The sequence below is a fragment of the Rhodococcus sp. IEGM 1370 genome (assembly GCF_033142325.1).
Taxonomy (GTDB): Bacteria; Actinomycetota; Actinomycetes; order Mycobacteriales; family Mycobacteriaceae; genus Rhodococcoides.
The window spans coordinates 323,406-343,677 of the sequence record NZ_JAWLRY010000002.1 but is presented as its reverse complement, the minus strand read 5'-3'; the positions used below and the strand labels follow the sequence as shown (position 1 = coordinate 343,677).

Genomic DNA, 20,272 nt, shown 5'->3' with positions numbered 1-20,272 from the left:
GTTTCATCCGTGACACTCGGGTGTTTCGGGCATGTGAACGCATGACCGAATTCTGTTGCAAAAAGGTTTCGTGCTGGCGTTTGTGCTTTTGCCCCGGTTCGGGAACTACCCCCGAGTCGAGATCAGCCCAGCAACGCGTCGACGAAGGCACCCGGCTCGAACGGTGCCAGATCGTCGGCACCCTCGCCGAGACCGACGAGCTTGACGGGCACTCCGAGTTCACGCTGCACCTGAAAAACGATGCCACCCTTCGCGGTTCCGTCGAGCTTGGTCAGCACGACTCCCGTGATGTTCACGATCTCGGCGAAGACACGGGCCTGCGTCAGTCCGTTCTGGCCCACGGTTGCGTCGAGAACGAGCAGAACGTCGTCCACGTGGGCCCGCTTCTCGACGACTCGCTTGACCTTGCTCAGTTCGTCCATCAGACCCGATTTGGTGTGCAATCGTCCCGCTGTGTCGATCAGAACCACATCGACACCGTTCTCGATCCCCTTGCTCACCGCGTCGAACGCGACAGCGGCCGGATCCGCGGCCTCCTTGCCGCGAACCACCTCTGCACCCACTCGCTCGGCCCAGGTCTGCAGCTGATCGGCCGCAGCTGCGCGGAACGTGTCGGCGGCACCGAGCAACACCCGCCGCCCGTCCGCGACCAGCACGCGAGCCAGTTTGCCGGTAGTCGTGGTCTTGCCGGTTCCGTTGACCCCCACCACCAGCAACACCGCGGGCGCGCCGTCGTGCGGCAGCGCGCGAATCGAACGATCGAACTCGGGGTGCAGCTGCGCCACGAGGATCTCGCGCAGCAGAGCCCTGGCGTCGGCTTCGGTGCGAATACTGCGCGCCGCCATCTGCTCACGCAGCGTCCGCATGATCTCCGCGGTGGTGGCAGAACCTATATCGGCGATCAGGAGGGTGTCCTCGACCTCTTCCCACGAGTCCTCGTCCAGATCGCCGCCGCCGAGAAGGCCGAGCAGGCTCTTGCCCACGGCCGACTGAGATCGTGCCAGCCGGCCACGGAGACGGTCGAGTCGTCCCTCGGTCGGTTCGATGGTGTCCAAGCGGCGAGGCGCGGGAGCAACGGTGTCGGCCACCGACCGCTCGGGCGCAACGGGATCTTCGACGGTGGCATCGGTTGCCGGGGCCTCCGGCTCGGACACCTCCGGTTCGATCCAGACGGTCTCCGATTCGACCGGTTCAGGCGTGGGTACCACCGGCGGCCGCTCGACCGGCGTGGACTCGACGGGGATGTTCTCGACCGGCTTCGGCTCGGCAGGCTTCGGCACGACCGGCTTCGGCTCGGGCTCGGGGGCCTTCGGGGCAACAGGCTCGGCTGTCGCCGTTCCCTGACTGAACGAGAAGCCGCTGCCCGCGGTGTACCCACCGGATTTGTCCTTGGTGGCCGCGCCCTCGATTCGCGCTGCCTCGTCCGACTTGAGGGACACTCTCCGGCGACGGGAGAGAACCAGCCCGACGACGAGGACGACGAGCAGGACGGCAGCGATCGCCGCGACGATGATCCACGCTTGGTTACTCACGTGGAACATCCTCTCAGGCGATCGCGTCCGTTCGTCACCGGTGGTGCACCGACCGCGAAAATGCGCTTCCCGCCCGCAAGTCCGTGTCGATAACATTCACGGTCATGGAGTGGACCACGGTGCGCGACGCCGCCGAACTGACCGAGATGTTCGGAGAGCCGAGCTTCCGAGCCGCCAACAAGGACCGGCGCACGCTGCACCCTCTGGACGTGCAGTGGCTCGCTGCCTCACCGTTCTGCCTCATCGGGACCTCGGACGCGAGCGGGCGATGCGACGTTTCGCCCAAGGGTGATCCGCCCGGGAGCCTGGTGCACGTCCTCGACGACGCCACGATCGCTCTCGCCGAACGGCCGGGCAACCGCCGGATGGACGGCTATCGCAACATCGTCGAGAACCCGTTCGTCGGGCTGAACTTCTTCGTCCCCGGTCGCGGTGACACCCTCCGCGTCAACGGTCGCGCTTCCCTGGTCACCGACGCCCCGTTCTTCGACGAACTGCAGGTCAAGGGCCACCGCCCGATCATGTGTCTGGTCGTCGACATCGAGCAGGTGTTCCATCACTGCGCGAAGGCGTTCATGCGGTCAAAGCTGTGGCAGCCCGAGACCTGGGATGCCGACGCCATCCCCGACGTCGCGACGCTGACGAAAGCGTTGATTCCTCAGGCTCCCGAAACGGTGGAGGAACTGCGGGAGTACTACGGTCCGTCCTACGCCGAACAGCTCTACCCGAAGCAGTAGCCACGGAGGACGCTGCTCAGGAGACGGTGTCGGATTCAGCGACCGCATCCGGCTCGGTCGGGTCCGGCTGTACTGCGTCCACTGCGACGCGTTCTCGGTTCAACCGCTGCGAGATGACCGTGGTGATTCCGTCGCCGCGCATGCTGACGCCGTACAGCGCGTCGGCCACTTCCATCGTCGGTTTCTGGTGCGTGATGACGATCAACTGCGACTTCTCGCGGAGCTGCTCGAACAGTCCGATCAGTCGACGCAGGTTGGTGTCGTCCAGTGCTGCCTCGACCTCGTCCATGACGTAGAACGGTGACGGTCGAGCGCGGAAGATGGCCACCAGCATGGCCACCGCGGTCAGCGATTTCTCGCCACCGGAGAGCAGCGAGAGCCGCTTGACCTTCTTGCCGGGTGGGCGGGCCTCGACCTCGATTCCGGTTGTGAGCATGTCCGACGGGTCGGTCAGGATCAGTCGTCCTTCGCCGCCGGGGAAAAGCTTGGCGAACACCCCGGTGAATTCTCGTTCGACGTCGAGCCAGGCCTCCGTGAAGACCTGCAGAATCCGTTCGTCGACGTCGGCGACCACGCCGAGCAGGTCCTTGCGCGCGGACTTGACGTCTTCGAGCTGGGTGGACAGGAAGTTGTAGCGTTCCTCGAGGGCGGCGAACTCCTCGAGAGCGAGCGGGTTCACCTTGCCGAGTGTCGCGAGGTCACGCTCGGCGCGTTTGGCGCGCTGCTCCTGAGTGGCGCGGTCGAACGGCATCGGGGCCGGTGCCACCACCTGCTCGCCCCGCTCCTTGGCCGCCTCGTACTCGGCCATCTCGAGTTCGGTGGGTGGCAGGGGCACATCGGGCCCGTACTCGGCCACCAGATCGTCGAGGCCGATGCCGTGTTGCTCGAGAATCGTCGTCTCGAGTTGTTCGATCCGCAGCGCGGCCTGGGCGCGGGCCACCTCGTCCCGGTGCACGGCGTCGGTGATCGACGCCAGCTGCCCCTGCAGGGCTCGAACCTGCTCCTTCACCTTGTCGAGTTCGATTGTGCGCGTTGCACGTTCGGCTGAAAGCTCGTCGCGCCTCCGTGCAGCGGCTGCCACGACCGTGGCCAACCGCGCGGCGACTTCCTCGCCGGATTCTCCGACCGCCGCCGCCACTGCGGCCGCATGCCGACGCGCCGCGCTCTCACGCTCGGCTCGCGCCCTGGCCTCACGCTCGGCTCGCGCCGCCCGTCGAAGCGAATCCGCCTTGCCGCGCACGGACTGTGCGCGCTCTTCGGCGGTACGCACGTTCAACCGAGCTTCGACCTCGACGGCACGCACTTCGGTCAGTGCCGCTGCCGCCATCTCCCGTTCCATCGTGGTCGCTGCGTCACTGCTCTCGCCGTCTCCCGCGAAACCCGACTGCTCGTCCTCGGCCGTCCGCAGACTTTCCTCGAGCTCGGCCAGCCGCGCAATCGCTTCCTCCCGGCTGGCCTCGGCAGAGCTACGCTGCGTCGTCAATCGCGCCGACTCGGCATGCGCCGAACGCGCCAGTTGACCCAATCGGCCCAACTGCTCGTACACCGCTGCCATGGCAGCATCGGATTCGTTGAGCGCCGCGAGCGCTTGCTCGGCCGATTCGCGCCGGTCCCGTTGTTCGTCCAACGCTCCCGACAGCGCTGCGTCGAGTTCCTCCGCGCGGCGGACTGCCGCCGCCAACTCCACGGTGGACGTGTCGATGGCCGACTGCACCTCGAGTGTGCTCGGACGACGATCCGAGCCGCCGGTGACCCAGCCGGGTTCGACGACGTCGCCGTCCTTGGTGACCGCACGCAGATCACCGGAATCGGAGACGAGACGGTGTGCAGCGTCGAGCGATTCGACGGCGACCACACCGTCGAGCAGGGCCGCCATGGCTCCGGCCAACCGGTCCGGATACTCGATCAGGTCCAGCACCCATCGAGCGCCGTCCGGCAGTTCCGGACGTGAAAACGACTGCGCTGCAGCGACACTGCCGTACACGATGGACGCGCGCCCGCCGTCGGCCGCACGCAGCGCCAGCACGGCATCCCGCGCGGCGTCGAACGATTCGGCGTGTGCGGCATCGGCGGCCGGACCCATGGCCACTGCCACCGCGACCTCGTATCCAGGCTCGACCGTGAGATGGCCGGCGAGCAGGCCGGACAGGCCGTCCTGCTGATTCTCCACCAGCCACCCGGCACCGTCCTTGCGTTCGAGGCCCATCGTGAGCGCCTCGATCCTGGCCTCGAACGACGCGACCCTCTTGCCCGCGATGCGTTCTTCTGCCTGCAGCTCCGTCACTCGGGCGTCGGCATGTCGCAGCGCGGCAACGGCGCGTTCGTAATGGGTGTCGAGGCTCAGTTCACTCGCGTCGAGCGTGCCGATCTGATCCTGCACGCTCTCGAACTCACGCTGAGCCGATTCGCCGCGCTCTCGGGCCTCGTCGATGGCCACCGACAAGCGCGCCACCTCCGAGTCGATCGACTCGACCTTGGTTCGGAAGGTGTCGACTCGGCCGGACAGGCGAGCGAACCCTTCGCGCCGGTCGGCCACCGCGCGTACAGCGGCGAGGTGGGCGCGCTCGGCGGCCGCAGCGGCAGCTTCGCGCTCGGCCAGCTGCTCGCGTGCCGCCTCGAGGGTTTCACGTGCCATCTCGACTGCTTCGACGAGTTCCATCTCTTCTTCGGCGACCCGCTCGGCCTGCGCTTCGAGCTCGTCCGGGTCCTGCCCTCGACCGGTGGATCGAACGGCGTCGAGATGCCGAGCCCGTTCGTGTGCGATGCGCACCGTCGCGTTGACGCGCTCGGCCAGGGCCGACAGGCGGAACCACGTCTGCCCGGCCGCTTCGGCACTGGGGGTCAGCCGGGCGACGGCCTGCTCGTGTTCGCCGAGTGCCACCGAGCCGGCTTCGAGGGCGTCCTGCACCATCGCGTACTGCTCGCGTGCCGCTTCCTCGTCCTGGGTCTGGTTCGCGAATTCCTCGCGCCTGGCCACCAGATCGTCGGCCACCAGTCGCAATCGGGCATCGCGTAGGTCGGCCTGGACGGTCTGCGCGCGGCGCGCAACCTCGGCCTGCCTGCCGAGAGGCTTGAGTTGGCGGCGCAATTCGGTCGTCAGGTCGGTCAACCGCGCCAGGTTGGCCTGCATCGCGTCGAGCTTGCGGACGGCCTTTTCCTTGCGCTTGCGGTGCTTGAGTACCCCGGCTGCTTCTTCGATGAAGGCTCGCCGGTCCTCGGGCCGCGATTCCAGGATCGCTGCGAGCCGACCCTGCCCCACGATCACGTGCATCTCGCGGCCGATACCGGAGTCGCTGAGCAGTTCCTGGACGTCCATCAAACGGCACGAACTGCCGTTGATCTCGTACTCGCCCGCGCCGTCGCGGAACATACGCCGAGTGATGGAGACCTCGGAGTAATCGATCGGAAGTGCGCCATCCGAATTGTCGATCGTCAGAGTGACCTCTGCGCGGCCCAGCGGGGCCCGCCCCGAGGTGCCCGCGAAGATGACATCTTCCATCTTCCCGCCGCGCAACGCCTTGGCACCCTGTTCACCCATCACCCAGGTCAGGGCATCCACGACATTGGATTTACCCGAGCCGTTGGGGCCGACGACACAGGTGATTCCCGGCTCGAAACGCAGAGTCGTCGCCGAAGCAAAGGACTTGAAGCCCTTCAGCGTCAGACTCTTGAGATACATAGCGTCCGTACTTTACCGGTAGTACGGAGCGATGTGCGCCGAGCCGTCCGCAACGGGCGATCAGCGTTCGACGAAGCCCGTCAGATCTCCGCGGGCGGTGTCCCAACTCTCCACGACGAGCGTGACCGTGCCCGGCGTCCGATCGCCTCGGAGCAAGGCCAGCAGCGCCTCGAGACGCTCACGTGGGCCCTCCGCTATCACCAGGACCCGTCCGTCCGCCTGGTTGGTCGCGTGACCGACCAGTCCGAGTTCGAGGGCGCGCGAGCGCGTCCACCACCGGAACCCGACGCCCTGAACGAGCCCGTGCACCCACGCCGTCAGCCGTTCCTCGCTCACGAGCGAGCCAACTTCCGGACGGTTCCGTCGAAACTGGTGGCGTACAAAGCCGTCTCGTCGAATCCGACCCCGCCGAAGGCTACCGACGAGGTCAGCGAAACACCGGTGGCTATCACGCAGGACGCTCCGGATTCGGGATCGATACGAACTACCCTGCCGGCGAGATTCTGTGCGAGATAGACCGTTCCGTCGTCGCCGACGGTCAGGTCGTCCGACATCGTGAGCGGTCCGACGCCGTCGATGCGAATGCGCTCGGAGGGTCCGGACGGATTGTTCTCGTCGAGCACGGTGAGCGTCGTCTCGAGATCGAACATGTTGGCCACGTACATCTTTCCGCCGCCGATGCCGATTCCGTTGGCCGTTCCCACGTCCGTACGTACCGTCGACACGGTGCGATCGGTCGCGATCCGGGTCAGTCCTGCAGCGGCACCCAGGTTCCGGGTGGTGAACAGATCGCCGGCCTCCGATCGCGTCAGACCGTTGGGCATCGCCAGACCCGACGCGTACGTGGACCGAACCCCGGTACCGAGATCGATCGTGTCGACGGTGCCGGTTCGCGTATCGAAAAGCCCTGCGACAGCGCTGTTTCCGGTCGTGAAGTACAGCGTGTCACCGTCGGTGACCAGTCCGCCCGGAGAATCGACGTCGGCAACGAGTGTGCCCCGGTCACCGTTCGGAGCCACGGTACGCAGAGCGCCGGGCCCAATGGGAGAGGTCTCGGAGACGATCATCGAACCGCGGCCTTCGAACTCCAGATTCTCGAGCATCCCGAATCCCGACGCCACCGTGCTCACCGACCACGCACTGCAGGTGCTCGACGCCTCCGCGGTGGGAGCCAGGGCGGTCGCCGCGCCGAGGAGCAGACCCGTGACGACCACGGCTGCCCCGACCTTCATCAGGCGTCCACGTCGATGTCCAGGGTGACAGTCGTGCCGGCCTTCAGGGTCCGGCCTACCGTGCACACCTTGTCGATGGCGCGCTGGACGACCGTGAGCAGACGCTCCTGTGCCTCGGGGTCCATCTCGCTGAGGTCGACCCGAAGAATTTCGTTCAGTTCCGGGTACAGCTCGTTCTCCCGATCTGCGGTACCCGACACCTCGACGGTGGCGGAGTAGTCGTCTCCCAGTCGACGCGAAAGCGGTAGGTCCGAGCTCATCCCGGTGCACGCTGCGAGGGCGATCTTGAGCAGCTCGCCGGGGGTGAAGACGCCGTCGACCGACTCGGACCCGATGAGTACTTCTGCTCCTCGCGAGCTGCGGCCGGTGTAACGACGTGTGCCTGTGCGCTCGACCCAGAGGTTGGTCGGCGTGCTCTGTTCTGCCATGACCGAAATACTAGGCGGGCGGTTCAGGAGTGGAGCCTGCGGAACAATTTGTTCCCTGTCAGCCACGCACGTGTCGGGGTCGCGGCTGGCACGTGGGGCAGCTGAACGACGAGCGGTTCATGAACTTCTCGCGTCTGATCGGGGCTCCGCATCGCGAGCAGGGCAGGCCCTCCTGCCCGTAGGCGTCGAGGGATCGATCGAAGTAGCCGGATTGACCGTTGACGTTCACGTACAGCGCGTCGAACGAGGTTCCGCCCTGTGCCAAGGCCTCGCCCATCACCGCGTGCACCGCGGTGAGAAGGCGCCGCAGCGCCGGCCGTGTCAAAGTCTCCGCGATTCGATTGCCGTGGATCTTCGCACGCCACAGCGCCTCGTCGGCATAGATGTTGCCCACGCCCGACAGCACGGTCTGATCGAGGAGTGCCCGCTTGATCTCGGTGTGCTTGCCGCGCAACACGTTCACCACCGATTCGGCGTCGAACAGTGGATCGATCGGGTCGCGGGCAATGTGTGCGACCGGTTCGGGTACCTCTGTGCCGTCCACGGTGACGATCGGGGCGAGTGCCCAGCCGCCGAACGTGCGCTGATCCACGAAGCGCAGATCGGTGCCGTCGTCGAGTCGAGCACGAATCCGCAGGTGCTTCTCGTCCGGGGCGGACGGCGGCTGCACCAGCATCTGCCCGCTCATACCCAGGTGCACGACGGTCGCGAAATCGCCGGGTTCCATCACCAGCCAGAGGTATTTTCCGCGCCGTCGAGCGGAGGAGATGCGTTGACCGCGCAACTGGCCGATCAGATCGAGACCACCGAGATCGTGACGCCGCACGGCGCGGGGGTGCAATACCTCCACCGACCGCATCGTTTTGCCGACGACATGAGATTCCAGACCGAGTCTGACGACCTCGACCTCGGGTAGTTCCGGCATCAGGAAGGGTCTGGGGCCGACTCGGCCGGAATCGCAGTGTCGTTGTCCGACAACGCATTCCAAGCCAGACTGGCAGCCTTCTGTTCGGCTTCCTTCTTCGATCGGCCGATACCGACGCCGCGGGGGAATCCACCGACCAGCACGGTCGCGGTGAATTCCTTGTCGTGATCGGGCCCGGTGGACGAGATTTCGTACGCGGGAACGCCGAGTGCACGTTCGGCGGTCAATTCTTGCAGGCTCGTCTTCCAATCCAGTCCTGCACCGAGCTTGGGAGCCCGATCGAGGAGGCCTGCGAACAACGTCAAAACGACGGTGCGCGCAACGTCGATGCCGTGCTGCAGGTGGATTGCACCGAGCAACGACTCCATGCCGTCGGCCAGGATGCTCGGCTTGTCGCGTCCACCGGTCTGCTCCTCACCTTTGCCCAACAGCAGGTGGCGACCCAGGCCGCCGTCGCCGAGTCCACGCGCGACCTCGGCCAGGGCATGCATGTTGACCACGCTCGCCCTGATCTTGGCCAGTTGACCTTCGGACTTCGCAGGGTGCACCGCGTAGAGATGCTCGGTCACAGCAAGACCGAGGACGGAGTCCCCCAGGAACTCGAGACGCTCGTTGGTGGGCAGACCACCGTGCTCGTACGCGAACGATCGGTGCGTCAGAGCCAAAGCCAACAACGGTTCCGACAGAGAGACACCGATAGCGGCGAGGAGCGACTCTCGGTCGTCCCCGCCGCTGGCGGCAGTGGAGCTATTCTTCTGTGAACCGCTGTTGTGCCGATCCACTACTTCGTGTGTCACGTAAGCGGAGATCAGACCGCTGCGACGACCTGGCGGCCCTTGTAGGTGCCGCACGAGGGGCACGCGATGTGGGGCAGAGTCTTCTCGCCACAACCGCGGTTGGGGCACGTCACGAGGGTGGGCGCAGTGGTTTTCCACTGTGCACGACGCGACCTCGTGTTGGAACGCGACATTTTGCGCTTCGGGACAGCCACTTACTTCTCCTCGGCTTCGTTGTTCACAAGTTCTGTGCTCGGTTCTGGATCCACGCCAAATTTGGCTGCAAGACCAGCCCAGCGAGGATCAATTGTATCGTGAGAGTGGCCGGATTCAGCAATCGCCAGGCGAACGCCGCATTCTGGGCACAATCCCTCGCACTCGTCACTGCAGACGGGGTGGAGTGGAAGCTCCAGACCGACCGCGTCGACGATGACGGGTTCGAGGTCTATCAGGTCGTCGGCGATGCGGTGAATCTCGTCCGCATCGGTGGTCTCCTCGGTGATGCTGTTCGGGTAAGCGAACAACTCGGTCAGGTAGACGTCGACGTTGCCACTGACCGGGTCGAGGCACCGTGTGCACTCTCCGGCCGTGGCTGCTCGTACGGAGCCGGTGACGAGAACGCCCTCCGAGACCGCCTGCAACTGCAGATCGAGCGAGACCGGTACACCGGCTTCGATGGCAATGGCATCGAGGCCGATTCGGGAAGGAGCCGGAACCGTCCGCTCGATGGCCTTCGTCGACCCGGGTCGACGACCGAGGTTGAGAATGTCCAGAACGAATCCGTCGTCCAATTCCGGACGGGTCGTTCTCTTGGGCGGGGGCACGGCTGATCTTCCTTACTGTCGGTATGCCTACTGTCGGTAAGCAACCCCACAACGATACGCATACACGCATACGAGGGCAAATTGCTGCCGTTCAGTGGCGGCTGCGACGCCCCTGCTCCGGGCTTCCGTACGCCGATTCGCCGTACGGCTCGCTGCCGTATTCCGGTACACCCGAGCCGGTTCGCAGTTGCTGACGCCCACGGCCGACCGAACGGATGGTGCCGCTGAGGAACTCCTCGAACTCTGCCAGCTTGGTGTCGACGTAGACGTCGCACTCGCTGCGCATCCGATCCGATTCGGCGTGCGCGCTGTCGATCACCCGAGCCGACTCGGCGTGGGCCGCCTGAACGACCTCGGTTTCCGACACGAGACGGTTCTGTTCGGCGGTGCCGTCTGCGACCGACCGCTCGTACGACGCCGTACCGGACTCGATCATCCGATCGGCTTCGGTGCGGGCGCGAACGGTCAGTGCCTCGTACTCACGCTGGCCTTCCAGCACCGTGCGCTCTGCTTCTGCCTCGGCATCGGCCACGAGCTGGTCGGCGTGCGCCGACGCCTCGGACACCATGCGATCCGCCTGAGCCTTGGCGTCGGCAAGAATGCGATCGGCCGAATCCCTGGCGTTCTCGACGGTGTCCTGCGCCTCGGCATTAGCGGTGCTCACCGTCTTCTCCGCGGTGGCCCTGGCATCGCCGACGAGCTTGTCGCGATGGTCCAGTACGTCCTGGGCGTCGTCCAGCTCGCCGGGGATGGCGTCTCGGACGTCGTCGAGCAGTTCCAGGACGTCGCCGCGAGGGACGACACACCCGGCAGTCATCGGAACGCCGCGCGCCTCCTCGACAATGGCGACGAGCTCGTCGAGCGCCTCGAATACGCGGTACACCGGTTACCCCAATCGTCGAATCTGCCACTGCGCGGTCTTCACTCGCAGTGCTGCGCTACCCAGTCTGCCCGCCGACGCGCGCGTCTGCGCTATACCGGCCCGGTGTGTCGCTCCTCGAACTAGTCTGCCGCCCGCTCGGCGATACGGGCCAGCAGTCGGTCCTGAACGAACGGCGGCAGCATGCCGGTGACGTCTCCCCCGAAGGTCGCGACCTCCTTGATCAACGAACTCGACAGGAAGCTGTGCGCAGGATTCGCCGGAAGAAACAGCGTGTCCACACCGGTCAACGTTCTGTTCATCTGCGCCATCTGCAACTCGTAATCGAAGTCGTTGGCACTGCGCAGACCTTTGACTATCGCCGAAAAGCCTTCTTGCCGAGCATAATCGACCAACAAGCCGTACCACGAACCGATTCTGACGTTGGGCAGATGCTCCGTGGCGACCTCGAGCATCTCGATCCGCTCGTCGATGCTGAACATGCCCTTCTTGCTCTTGTTCACCATCACCGTGACCACCACCTCGTCGAAGGCGGCCGCTGCGCGCTCGAAGATGTCGAGGTGACCGTTGGTCACCGGGTCGAAGGATCCAGGGCAGAGTGCGCCAGTCATGCCCGCGAACCTATCAGCCGATCCCGGGCGCGCCCGTCACGCGCGTGCCGCGATCTCGATTCGACTCTCGCCGTACTTCTTCGACTTCTCCGGAACGAGTCCGGTCGGCCATCGGGTCTCCGGCGACCGCGACGAGCGCTCGAGGACGACGACCGCGTCGGGGGTGAGCCATCCCCCGGTGACGAGCCTGTCCAGCAGACCGGCGACGGCAGTGTCGGTGACCGCATACGGCGGGTCGGCCAACACCAGGTCGTACGCCGCGTCCGCTGTCCCGGCCAGTACCGAGGCCACCGGGGCACACCGGACCGACGCACCGGGCAGACCCACGGATTCGATGTTCTTTCGCACCACCGCTGCCGCTCGGGCGTCCGACTCGACCAACACCGCCGACGACGCGCCGCGCGAGAGTGCCTCGAGCCCCAGTGCCCCCGATCCCGCGAACAGATCCAGCACCGCGGCACCACCCAGTTCCATCCGACTCTCCAGGGAGCTGAACAGCGCCTCGCGCACTCGCTCGGAGGTGGGACGGGTGCCCTGGCCGGGTACCGACAGACGTCGACCGCCCGCGACACCCGCCACGATCCGCGTCATTCGCTGCCGGCCTCTTCGCCCGTCGACCCCCCACCGATGACGACGAGCAGATCGCCGCCCTCCACCTGCTGCACGCCCGAGATCGCCAGACGGGTCACGGTGCCGCCGCGAGGTGCGGTGATCGCGGCCTCCATCTTCATGGCCTCGATCGTGGCGACGGTGTCACCGGCCGAGATCTTCTGTCCCTCTTCGACGGAGAGCGTCACGACACCGGCGAACGGTGCCGGGATATGACCGGAATTCGATCGGTCTGCCTTCTCGACAGTGGGTGCCTCACTCGAGATGGACCGGTCACGCACCGAGACAGGACGCAACTGTCCGTTGAGAATGCACATCACGGTACGCATACCGCGCTCGTCGGGGTCGGAGATCGCCTCGAGACCGATGAGCAGTTCGACGCCCTTCTCCAGTGCCACGCGATGCTCCTCGCCCTGCCGCAGGCCGTAGAAGAACTGATTGGCCGACAGCCGCGTCGTATCGCCGTACTTCTCGCGATGAGCAGCGAGTTCGGCTGTGGGACCGGGGAACAGCAGACGGTTGAGAGTCTCGCGGCGCTGAGCCGACGTTCCGTCGAGGCTCTTCTCGTCTTCCTCGGTGAGTGGTGTCACCGGCTTGCCCTCACCGCGCCCCTCCAGCGCCTTCGTCCGCAACGGTTCCGGCCATCCGCCCGCGGGCGTACCCAGATCACCGCGCAGGAAGCCGATCACCGAATCGGGGATGTCGTAACGACCGGGGTTCTCGGCGAACTCCTCGGCGGACGCGCCTGCACCGACCAGAGCCAGAGCCAGGTCGCCGACGACCTTCGAGCTCGGGGTCACCTTGGTCAGGCGGCCCAACATACGGTCGGCTGCAGCGTAATTGGCCTCGACGGTCTCGAACCGATCACCGAGCCCGAGCGAAATCGCCTGCTGCCGTAGATTCGAGAGCTGTCCACCGGGAATCTCGTGGGTGTAGACGCGACCCGTCGGTGCAGGCAGCCCGGACTCGAACGGCGCGTACACCTTTCGCACGGCTTCCCAGTACGGCTCCAGGTCGCAGACGGCCTGCAGATTCAGACCGGTGTCGCGCTCGGTGTGTGCCGCCGCCGCAACGATCGCGGACAACGCGGGCTGACTGGTGGTGCCTGCCATCGCCGCACTGGCACCGTCGACGGCGTCCGCCCCGGCCTCCCAGGCCGCCAGGTATGTCGCGAGCTGCCCACCGGGGGTGTCGTGCGTGTGGACGTGCACGGGTAGATCGAAATTCGAGCGCAGCGCCGTCACCAGGGTCTTGGCTGCAGGTGCGCGAAGCAGTCCTGCCATGTCCTTGATCGCGAGCACGTGCGCGCCCGCGTCGACGATCTGCTCGGCCAACTTCAGGTAGTAGTCGAGGGTGTAGAGGTTCTCGTTCGGGTTCGACAGATCACCGGTGTAGCTCAGTGCCACCTCGGCGAGCGCCGTGCCGGTCTCGCGCACGGCATCGATGGCCGGACGCATCTGATCGACATTGTTGAGCGCGTCGAAGATTCGGAAGATGTCGATGCCGGTGTCGGTGGCCTCGGCAACGAAGCTGCGGGTCACCTTCTCCGGATACGGGGTGTAGCCGACGGTGTTCCTGCCGCGCAGCAACATCTGAATTGCGATGTTGGGCACGGCCTCTCGAAGGCTCGCCAGTCGCTCCCACGGATCCTCGTGCAGGAATCGCAGTGCCACGTCGTAGGTGGCACCGCCCCACGCCTCGATCGAGAGCAACTGCGGCGTCGTGCGCGCCACGTACGGGGCGACGCCGAGCAGTCCGCTCGTCCGCACTCGCGTCGCCAGCAACGACTGATGTGCGTCACGGAACGTGGTGTCGGTGACGCCGAGAGCCTTCTGGTTCCGCAGATCGCGAGCGAAGCCCTCGGGTCCGAGCGCCAGCAGACGCTGCCTCGAACCATCGGGAATCGGAGCCTCGAAGTCGACCGCGGGGAGCTTGTCGTGCGGGTACACCGGAGACGGACGCTCACCGTGCGGCTTGTTGACCGTCACATCGGCGAGGTAGGCGAGGATCTTCGTGCCGCGGTCGCCCGAGGATCGCGAGGTGAGCAGTTCGGGGCGCTCCTCGATGAACGAGGTGGTGACGCGACCGGCCGTGAAGTCGGGATCGACCAGAACCGCTTGCAGGAACGGAATGTTCGTGGCCACACCGCGAATCCTGAACTCCGCCAACGCTCGTCGAGCACGGGCCACAGCGGTGTCGAAATCACGGCCACGGCAGGTGAGCTTGACGAGCATGGAGTCGAAATAGGCCCCGACCTCGGCACCCAACGTGGTTCCGCCGTCGAGACGTACTCCGGCACCGCCGGGCGTGCGGTATGCCGTGATGCGTCCGACGTCCGGGCGGAATCCGTTCGCCGGATCCTCGGTGGTGATGCGGCACTGCAGCGCCGCACCGCGCAACACGATGTTCTCCTGCTGCAGACCCAGATCCGCGAGCGTCTCTCCCGAGGCGATCCGCAGCTGGGACTGCACCAGATCCACATCGGTCACCTCTTCGGTGACGGTGTGCTCCACCTGGATTCGAGGGTTCATCTCGATGAAGACGTGATTGCCGCGGGTGTCGAGCAGGAACTCGACGGTACCGGCACACGAGTACTCGATCTGCTTCGCGAACGCCACGGCATCGGCGCAGATCTTCTCTCGCAATCCTTCGGGCAGATTGGGAGCCGGAGCGAGCTCGATGACCTTCTGATGCCGACGCTGCACACTGCAGTCGCGCTCGAACAGGTGCACCACGTTGCCCTGGCCGTCGGCGAGGATCTGAACCTCGATGTGCCGAGGATCGATCACGGCCTGCTCGAGGAACACCGTCGGATCACCGAAGGCCGATTCCGCCTCGCGCGCAGCAGCTTCGATGGATTCGCGTAGCTGCTCGGGCTCGGCCACCCGGCGCATCCCGCGACCACCGCCACCGGCGACCGCCTTGACGAACAACGGGAACGTCATGGTCTCGGACGCCGCGACCAGCTCGTCCACGTCGGACGACGGTTCCGACGACGCCAGCACCGGCAGTCCTGCGGCCTTGGCTGCCGCGATGGCCCGCGCCTTGTTGCCGGTCAGTTCGAGCACGTCGGCGGACGGGCCGACGAAGGTGATGCCGGCCTCGGCGCACGCTGCGGCCAGATCCGGGTTCTCGGAAAGGAATCCGTACCCGGGGTAGACCGCGTCCGCACCGCTGCGCTTGGCAGCGGCGACGATCTCGTCGACCGAGAGATACGCGCGAACGGGATGACCCTTCTCCCCGATCTGATACGCCTCGTCGGCCTTCGTCCGGTGCACCGAGTTCCGGTCCTCGAACGGGAACACCGCAACGGTCGAGGCCCCGAGTTCGTAGGAGGCGCGGAAGGCGCGGATGGCGATTTCGCCGCGGTTGGCAACCAAAACTTTGGAGAACATTGGCTCAACTTACCCGGCAGAGTGAGCCACCGAGGTGTACTGATCTCACCATTCGAGACGAATTGGTCGAATCGGCCCACTGAAACGGTGCAGTGCATCCCGACGGCCGTTCCTGATCGTTCCCGGTCGTTCCTGCAGGCTCCACTCCTGCCCCGTCAGGACTTCTGCAGGTAGTCGACTCGATCCGATCTCCAGGCCGACCGCATCATCGACGCGATGCCGGGATCGTTCGCCAGCGACGGGTCCCGCGCGAACAGCGATCGTGCGCAGTCCTGCGCGTCGGCGATGATGTCCTCGTCGTCGATGAACGAGAGCAGTCGCAACCCGCTGACCGTGCCCGACTGTGCGGCACCGAGAACGTCGCCCTCGCGACGAGTGGCCAGATCCAGCTTGGCCAACTCGAAGCCGTCGTTGGTCGCTGCCACCGCCTCGAGCCGGGCGAAGGAGCCGCCCGCGGGGCTGAGATAGCTGATCATGATGCACAGGCCCTGGTGCCCGCCTCGGCCGATTCGGCCTCGCAACTGATGCAGTTGGCTCACGCCGAATCGGTCCGCGTCCATGATGACCATGACCGTGGCGTTGGGAACGTCCACCCCCACTTCGACCACCGTGGTGCAGACCAGGACGTCTATCTCGCCGGAGTTGAACTCGGACATGGTGATGTCCTTGTCGTCCCCCGACAATCGTCCGTGCAGCAGCCCCACGCGCAGATCGTGCATCGGTCCGGTGGAGAGGGTCTCGTACAGGTCGACCGCAGCAGTCGTCTCGGGGCCGTCCTCCGCGCTCGCGCTCTTCTTCTTCGCAGCGCTCTTCTTCCCGGTCTCGGTGTCCTCGTCGTCGCCGATGCGGGAGCACACCACGTACGCCTGCCGACCTGCTGCCACTTCTTCGCGAATACGCTGCCACGCTCGATCGACCCAGCCCGGTTTGCTCCTGGCGGGCACCACGTTGCTGACGATGGGCGATCTGCCGCGGGGCAGTTCTGTGAGCACCGACGTCTCGAGGTCGCCGAGGGTCGACATCGCGATGGTGCGTGGGATAGGGGTGGCGGTCATCACCAGCAAGTGCGGACTGGTGTTGTCGCGAGCCTTCGCGCGCAACGCATCTCGTTGCTCGACGCCGAACCTGTGCTGCTCGTCGACGACGACCATCGCGAGATCGAGGAACTCTACTCGGTCCTCGATCAGGGCGTGGGTACCGATCACGATGCCTGCATCACCGGTGACCGCATCGAGCAACGCGGACCGCTTGGCCGCAGTGGACATCGAGCCGGTCAACAAGGCGACCTTGGTCGCCAGCTCGTGCGATCCGAGTTCCCCACCGGCTGCGAGGCTTCCGAGCATCGAGCGAATCGAGCGCGCATGTTGGGAGGCGAGCACCTCCGTCGGTGCCAGCAACGCGCACTGGTGTCCAGCGTCGATGACCTGCAGCATCGCCCGCAACGCGACGATCGTCTTACCCGAGCCGACCTCACCCTGCAGCAGCCGCGACATCGGATGTGGTGCCGACAGATCGTGGGCGATCTCGGCCGCGACCTGGTGCTGACCGGCCGTCAACTCGAACGGCAGACGCCGATCGAACTCCGCCGCGATACCGTCGGTGATCGGTGGGCATCGCGCTGCCACCCGGGTGGATGCGTCGCGTCGGCGGTCGGCGAGAACGAGTTGAACGGCGAGCGCCTCGTCGAACTTGAGCCGCTCGCGCGCGGAGTCCTTGTCCTGTGCGGTGTCCGGGAAATGGATCGACCGCAGTGCGGTGTCGATGTCGACGAGACCGCGCTGCGCACGTACCGACTCGGGCAGCGGATCGACCACTGCGTCGAGTTGGTCGAGTACCTGCCGCACGCAGCGCATGAACGTCCAGCTCTCGACGTCCTTCGCGGCCGGGTAGATGGGCACGAATGCTCGATCGAACACCGACATGTCGACCGCTCCGGAGGAATCGACCGAGCCACGAGCGAGTCCGGCCAGGGTGCCGCCGCCGACGATTCGACCTGCGGGCACGACGGCACCGTCGTTGTCGTCGCCACCGAGAATCACGTAGCTGGGGTGCGTGAGATTCCACCGCTTGCCGAAGTACTTGACCTTGCCGGAGAACATCCCGCGTCGACCCGGCACCACCACATGCTTGAGCTTGTGCGGACTGAAGAAGGTGGCTTCGATGCGCTGTCCGTCGGCGGCGAGTGTCACCGCGAGGAACTGGCCGTTGCGGTTCTTCATCGACCGCAGCGTCGCGGACTCGACCGTCGCGACGATGGTGATGTGCTCGCCCTCGGGCGGCTCCTTCTCCCCCAGCTCCGAACCGTGCGTCATGTAGCGGTGCGGATAGTGCCGAAGCAGATCCTCGACGGTGTGAATACCGAAGACGTCGGCCAGCGGCGTCGCCGCCGCGGCTCCGAGGACGTGATCGAGCCGGTCCACCAACGTTGCCATTGTCCGAGATTCCCTATTCCACTCCGAATTGCACGAGATCCCCCGGCTGCCCACCTGTATAGACCACCACGTCGACTCCGGGGTGTGCGCCCGCCACGTATTCGGCCAACTGATCGCCGAAATCCTCCGACGCCTGAGCACCGACGAGCACTGTCACCATCTCCCCGCCCGTCGCCAGGAGCTGATCGATCAACCGACACCCCGCATCGAGCGGACGGGCGGCGACGATCACCACTTCCTGCCCCGCGAGCCCGATGCAGTCGCCCGGCTCACACGTGCCGACCCACGTCAGCGATCGCTCCCGCGCGATACGCAGAGATCCCCATCTCGTGCCCGCCGCCGCCTCGGACATCGTGAATGCATCGTCGACCGCAGCCCTGGCTGCATCGTGCACCGCGAGCGCGGCCAAACCCTGCACCATGGCCGAACACGGCAACATCACCACGTCTTTGCCGTCCGCTCGGGCAGCTGCGCCGACGGCAACCAGTTCCTGCGCGGACAACGCGCCGTTCGGCAACACCAACACCTCGCGGTGCTTCATCCCGACGATCGCACGATGCAGCACCGAGGAGTCGATCGCCTCGTCGCACCGCACCACCGTCGCGCCTTCCTGAACGTAGAGATCCGCGGCACCCTCACCGGCAACCAGCGCCAAAATATCGCGACCCACCGACAACGCTGCTCCGTCGTGCGCTCGGGGGCTCACCGCCCCGTCGAACTCGGCGAATCCGAAACACGAGATGCGCACTCCGCGAACGTCTCCGGCTGCGATGCCGAGATCGACGGCACTGCCGGGGTCGGTGGTGTGCACATGCGCGGACCATGCCCCGGAACCGTCACCGGCGACCACGACGGAATCTCCGATGTCGGCCAGATCCCGTCGAAGATCCGCCGCCCTCGCGTCGTTCGGGCCGTGCACGACGTAGACCACCTCGTACCCGAGAGGGCGACTCGACCCGTACCCCGACACACTCTCGGGTGCACCACCGCACTCCGACGAAACGTTCGACGCACCGGTCACCGCCCGGCGTTCGTGCTCGTGTGGGCGACGGTAACGCCGGCGCGGCGGGGTGCGGCCGATCACCACCTCCACGAGGGCATCGATGATCACCGAGAGACCGAGTGCGCCTGCGTCCACCACTCCCGCCTCGCGGAGTTCGGCGAGTTGATCGGTCGTGCTGTCGACAGCCCGAGCGGTGGCCTCGGCTATGTCGACCACCAGCGTCGAGAGGCCGACGTTGGCGTCGTGGGCGGAGGCCTCCCGATCGGCGGCGTCCAGAACGGTGAGCATCGTGCCCTCGACGGGAACGCTCACTGCGGCTGCGACCAGGACTTTCGCGCGTCGCAACATCGCCTGGATCGACACCGTGTCGAGCGGGCCGTCCGCTGAGGCCTCGGCAACAGCGCGCAACAACTGCGACACGATCACTCCCGAGTTGCCCCGCGCGCCCGCGACCGCCCCCACGGCCAGTGCCCGCCCGATGGCGCGGGCGTCCGCAGTGGGCCCGGCTGCGCGCATCGACTCCACCGCGGCACGGAAGGTGAACATGAGATTGGTGCCGGTGTCCGAGTCGGGAATGGGGAATACGTTGAGTGCATCGATCTCGTCGCACCGCGCGGTCAAGGAATCGACACAGCGGTAGGCCCACCGTCGGAGGGCCGCCGCATCGATCGATTCGAGAACGTCGACCACGTCGAGCAGCCTCCCCCCGCGTCACATCCGCTACCTGGTCCGAACTCCCTCGCGGACAGTGCCCGAAGCTTAGTCGGGCATGATCGGTGGCGCGCCGTCCGTGAGCCCTCACGCAGCGTCTGCCGTGGCGGTTTGGTGATTGCGGGCCGCGCCGCTATTCTTGCAGGGTTGCCTCGAGGCGATCTTCACGCATTGCAATCCTTGCATCTGCTCGTAGTTCGTTTCGATGTCTTCGACCACATGTATCGATCAACATCTATCAAGGAGTTCGCGACTATGGCTGCCGTCTGCGACGTATGCGCCAAGGGGCCCGGCTTCGGTAAGTCGGTCTCGCACTCGCACCGACGGACCAACCGTCGTTGGAACCCGAATATCCAGACCGTTCACGCTCAGGTTGCGCCTGGTAACTCCAAGCGCATGAACGTGTGCACCTCCTGCTTGAAGGCAGGCAAGGTGGTCCGGGGCTGATTTCGGCCTCGCTCTTCGATTTCCTCCACGGCCTCGACTGCGTGCGAGCAC

At 66.0% G+C, this 20,272-nt stretch carries 17 protein-coding genes; 2 read left to right on the top strand and 15 right to left on the bottom strand.

The annotated features are described in order from the left end of the window. Positions 1 to 122 precede the first annotated feature (122 nt). Complete coding sequence (ftsY, locus tag R4P47_RS04815; protein WP_411567292.1) at positions 123 to 1,532, bottom strand: signal recognition particle-docking protein FtsY; 1,410 nt, start codon at positions 1,530 to 1,532, stop codon at positions 123 to 125. 104 nt (positions 1,533 to 1,636) lie between these two features. Here ftsY and R4P47_RS04810 point away from each other — a divergent pair, with 104 nt between their 5' ends. Then, the gene (locus R4P47_RS04810; protein ID WP_317784154.1) at positions 1,637 to 2,269 is read left to right on the top strand and encodes a pyridoxamine 5'-phosphate oxidase family protein; all 633 of its coding nucleotides are present in this window, start codon (positions 1,637 to 1,639) and stop codon (positions 2,267 to 2,269) included. Positions 2,270 to 2,285: 16 nt separating this feature from the next. On the opposite strand, the gene smc is transcribed toward R4P47_RS04810, so the two are convergent. The 14 genes from smc to R4P47_RS04740 all read right to left on the bottom strand — a co-directional run bounded on the left by smc (position 2,286) and on the right by R4P47_RS04740 (position 19,753). Beyond that, positions 2,286 to 5,948: a chromosome segregation protein SMC gene (smc, locus tag R4P47_RS04805; RefSeq protein WP_317784153.1), complete on the bottom strand. Its 3,663-nt coding sequence runs from the start codon at positions 5,946 to 5,948 to the stop codon at positions 2,286 to 2,288. Between the two features lie 60 nt (positions 5,949 to 6,008). Beyond that, positions 6,009 to 6,284 (bottom strand): acylphosphatase, encoded by a 276-nt coding sequence (locus tag R4P47_RS04800; RefSeq protein ID WP_317784152.1) that lies wholly within the window; start codon positions 6,282 to 6,284, stop codon positions 6,009 to 6,011. Next, the gene (locus R4P47_RS04795; RefSeq protein WP_317784151.1) at positions 6,281 to 7,180 is read right to left on the bottom strand and encodes an SMP-30/gluconolactonase/LRE family protein; all 900 of its coding nucleotides are present in this window, start codon (positions 7,178 to 7,180) and stop codon (positions 6,281 to 6,283) included. Before R4P47_RS04795 ends, R4P47_RS04800 begins: the two co-directional genes overlap by 4 nt. Further along, a complete protein-coding gene (locus R4P47_RS04790) occupies positions 7,180 to 7,608 on the bottom strand; it encodes an OsmC family protein (protein ID WP_269593611.1) in 429 nt (142 codons plus the stop codon). The genes R4P47_RS04795 and R4P47_RS04790 overlap by 1 nt, the downstream gene beginning before the upstream one ends. Before the next feature lie 58 nt (positions 7,609 to 7,666). Then, on the bottom strand, positions 7,667 to 8,533 hold the full coding sequence (gene mutM, locus R4P47_RS04785) for a bifunctional DNA-formamidopyrimidine glycosylase/DNA-(apurinic or apyrimidinic site) lyase (protein WP_317784150.1): 867 nt from the start codon (positions 8,531 to 8,533) through the stop codon (positions 7,667 to 7,669). Continuing rightward, positions 8,533 to 9,315, bottom strand: a complete 783-nt coding sequence (rnc, locus tag R4P47_RS04780; protein ID WP_411567302.1) for a ribonuclease III — start codon at positions 9,313 to 9,315, stop codon at positions 8,533 to 8,535. The genes mutM and rnc overlap by 1 nt, the downstream gene beginning before the upstream one ends. A 26-nt stretch (positions 9,316 to 9,341) precedes the next feature. Then, positions 9,342 to 9,524, bottom strand: coding sequence for a 50S ribosomal protein L32 (gene rpmF, locus R4P47_RS04775; protein WP_032397784.1), 183 nt, complete (start codon positions 9,522 to 9,524; stop codon positions 9,342 to 9,344). Further along, the gene (locus tag R4P47_RS04770) at positions 9,525 to 10,133 is read right to left on the bottom strand and encodes a YceD family protein (RefSeq protein WP_176460482.1); all 609 of its coding nucleotides are present in this window, start codon (positions 10,131 to 10,133) and stop codon (positions 9,525 to 9,527) included. 91 nt (positions 10,134 to 10,224) lie between these two features. Next, positions 10,225 to 11,016: a DivIVA domain-containing protein gene (locus R4P47_RS04765; RefSeq protein ID WP_094642222.1), complete on the bottom strand. Its 792-nt coding sequence runs from the start codon at positions 11,014 to 11,016 to the stop codon at positions 10,225 to 10,227. Positions 11,017 to 11,135: 119 nt separating this feature from the next. After that, complete coding sequence (gene coaD / locus R4P47_RS04760) at positions 11,136 to 11,624, bottom strand: pantetheine-phosphate adenylyltransferase (RefSeq protein ID WP_094642224.1); 489 nt, start codon at positions 11,622 to 11,624, stop codon at positions 11,136 to 11,138. 36 nt (positions 11,625 to 11,660) lie between these two features. Beyond that, positions 11,661 to 12,215, bottom strand: coding sequence for a 16S rRNA (guanine(966)-N(2))-methyltransferase RsmD (gene rsmD / locus R4P47_RS04755; RefSeq protein WP_149405552.1), 555 nt, complete (start codon positions 12,213 to 12,215; stop codon positions 11,661 to 11,663). Beyond that, a complete protein-coding gene (locus R4P47_RS04750) occupies positions 12,212 to 15,628 on the bottom strand; it encodes a pyruvate carboxylase (protein WP_149405551.1) in 3,417 nt (1,138 codons plus the stop codon). Before R4P47_RS04750 ends, rsmD begins: the two co-directional genes overlap by 4 nt. A gap of 155 nt (positions 15,629 to 15,783) precedes the next feature. Next, complete coding sequence (recG, locus tag R4P47_RS04745; protein ID WP_317784148.1) at positions 15,784 to 18,060, bottom strand: ATP-dependent DNA helicase RecG; 2,277 nt, start codon at positions 18,058 to 18,060, stop codon at positions 15,784 to 15,786. A gap of 13 nt (positions 18,061 to 18,073) precedes the next feature. After that, positions 18,074 to 19,753 carry a DAK2 domain-containing protein gene (locus R4P47_RS04740; RefSeq protein ID WP_317784147.1) on the bottom strand — a complete coding sequence of 560 codons (1,680 nt, stop codon included), beginning with the start codon at positions 19,751 to 19,753 and terminating at the stop codon, positions 18,074 to 18,076. A 276-nt stretch (positions 19,754 to 20,029) separates the two neighbouring features. On the opposite strand from R4P47_RS04740, the gene rpmB reads away from it, so the two are divergent. After that, the gene (gene rpmB, locus R4P47_RS04735; RefSeq protein WP_008717389.1) at positions 20,030 to 20,221 is read left to right on the top strand and encodes a 50S ribosomal protein L28; all 192 of its coding nucleotides are present in this window, start codon (positions 20,030 to 20,032) and stop codon (positions 20,219 to 20,221) included. Positions 20,222 to 20,272 lie beyond the last annotated feature (51 nt).